The sequence below is a fragment of the Micromonospora sp. NPDC050795 genome (assembly GCF_044456785.1).
In the GTDB taxonomy this organism is placed as follows: domain Bacteria; phylum Actinomycetota; class Actinomycetes; order Mycobacteriales; family Micromonosporaceae; genus Micromonospora.
In genome coordinates, this window is the sequence record NZ_JBITGE010000100.1 from 1 (window position 1) to 1,840 (window position 1,840).

Annotated in this window: 2 protein-coding genes; both read right to left on the bottom strand. The window is 67.2% G+C overall.

Annotated elements, in window-relative coordinates; translation table 11 throughout:
* A partial coding sequence (locus ACIBEF_RS32330) for a hypothetical protein (protein ID WP_396797213.1) occupies window positions 1-1,245 on the bottom strand: 1,245 nt, incomplete at its 3' end.
* A gap of 176 nt (window positions 1,246-1,421) precedes the next feature.
* A partial coding sequence (locus tag ACIBEF_RS32335) for a transposase (RefSeq protein ID WP_396797214.1) occupies window positions 1,422-1,840 on the bottom strand: 419 nt, incomplete at its 5' end.

Below are 1,840 nucleotides of genomic sequence, written 5' to 3' on the forward strand. Positions count from 1 at the left end.
CGGTCGTGGCCGTGGCGGGTTTTCAGCGAGGTGTGAGGGCTGCCGCTGACGGAGAAGATCGGCGATGCTCGGTGCACTGCCGGGGCCGGGGCCGGGGCCGGTCAGGGCGGTGGTGGTGGTGTTCCCTGCGGGGACGGGCAGGGCAGGGACGGCTGCTGCGGGTCGCAGCCGCCATTTGCCGTCGGGGAGCGCGGTCGGGTTGTGGTGCAGGCCGTGCGCGGCCAACGCGGTGACCAACACCGGATCCGGCGTTGCCGCCCGCCCCCCGGTGGCCGAAGTTTTCCGCAGTGTGCCCACCAGTTGGCCGATGGGAACAGGGACGGTATGACCGGGCAGCATCACTGTGGTGTTGCCCGTGATGCGGGTGCCTGCCGGTAGGCGGTTCAACGCCTGGGCATAGTCCTGATCGGGCCAGATGATTTTGGCGCCTCTGGGTTGCAGCCGCCATTTGCCGTCGGGGAGCGCGGTCGGGTTGCGGTGCAGGCCGTGCGCGGCCAACGCGGCGACCAATACCGGATCCGGCGCCGCCGCCCGCCCCCCGGTGGCCGCGGGGCTCCGCAGTCTGTTCACCAGTGGGCCGATGGGAACAGGGACGGGATGACCGGGCAGCGTCACTGTGGTGTTGTGCGTGATGCGGGTGCCTACCGGCAGGCGGTTCAACGCCTGCGCATAGACCTGATCGGGCCAGATGATTCTGGCGCCGGTGGGTAGCAGCCGCCATTTGCCGTCGGGGAGCGCGGTCGGGTTGTGGTGCAGGCCGTGCGCGGCCAACGCGGCGACCAACGCCGGATCCGGCGCCGCCACCCGCCCCGCGGTGGCCGCGGTGCTCCGCAGTGTGTTTACCAGTTGGCCGATGGGAACAGGGACGGTATGACCGGGCAGCGTCACTGTGGTGTTCTGCGTGATGTGGGTGCCTACCGGCAGACTGTTCAACGCCTGCGCATAGTCCTGATCGGGCCAGCTGATTCTGGCGCCGGTGGGTTGCAGCCGCCATTTGCCGTCGGGGAGCGTGGTCGGGTTGCGGTGTAGGCCGTGCGCGGCCAACGCGGTGACCAACGCCGGATCCGGCACCGCCGCCCGCCCCCCGCGGGCCGAGATGTTCCGCAGTGTGTTCACCAGTTGGCCGATGGGAAAAGGGACGCTACGACCGGGCAGCATCACTGTGGTGTTGCCCGTGATGTGGGTGCCTACCGGCAGGCGGTTCAACGCCTGCGCAAAGACCTGATCGGAATTCCTAGGTGCCATCCGGATCTCCTCACCTATTCGGTACTGGCCTCTCAACGAGCGAAGACAGTCACGCGTTCAACAGTGAGCCTCTTTCGTCCTGCGTAGCGGTCCGCTTCGACGTGGTGCAGGGCGAGGATGGCCTGCACGATCGCGGTGGCTCGGCGTGAGTTCCCCCCGTTTCGACGGAGCGGTGGTTACCTGCTTCCGGTCGGGGCAGGGGTGAGGTTATCTGGCTCGGTCTGGGTGTGCCAGGCCGCCTCGTATTCGTCGGGGCTGAGGTAGCCGAGTTCGCGTTGGGTGCGGCGGGTGTTGTGCCAGGTGTCGATGTATTCGAAGATCGCGTTCTCGGCTTCGTCGCGGGTCCGCCACGACGTGCGATAGACCAGTTCGATCTTCAGCGTGGACCAGAAGTTCTCCATCAGCGCGTTGTCGTAGGAGTCGCCGACCGAGCCCATCGAGGGGCGGATTCCGTTGTCCTGTAAGCGTTGTGAGAAGCGGAAGCTCGTATAGTTCGAGCCGCGGTCGCTGTGATGTATGAGTTGGCCGTCGCGGACGTCGCGGGACCAGATGCCGTACTCGAGCGCGGCCAGGATCAGATCGGTGTCGCATCGGT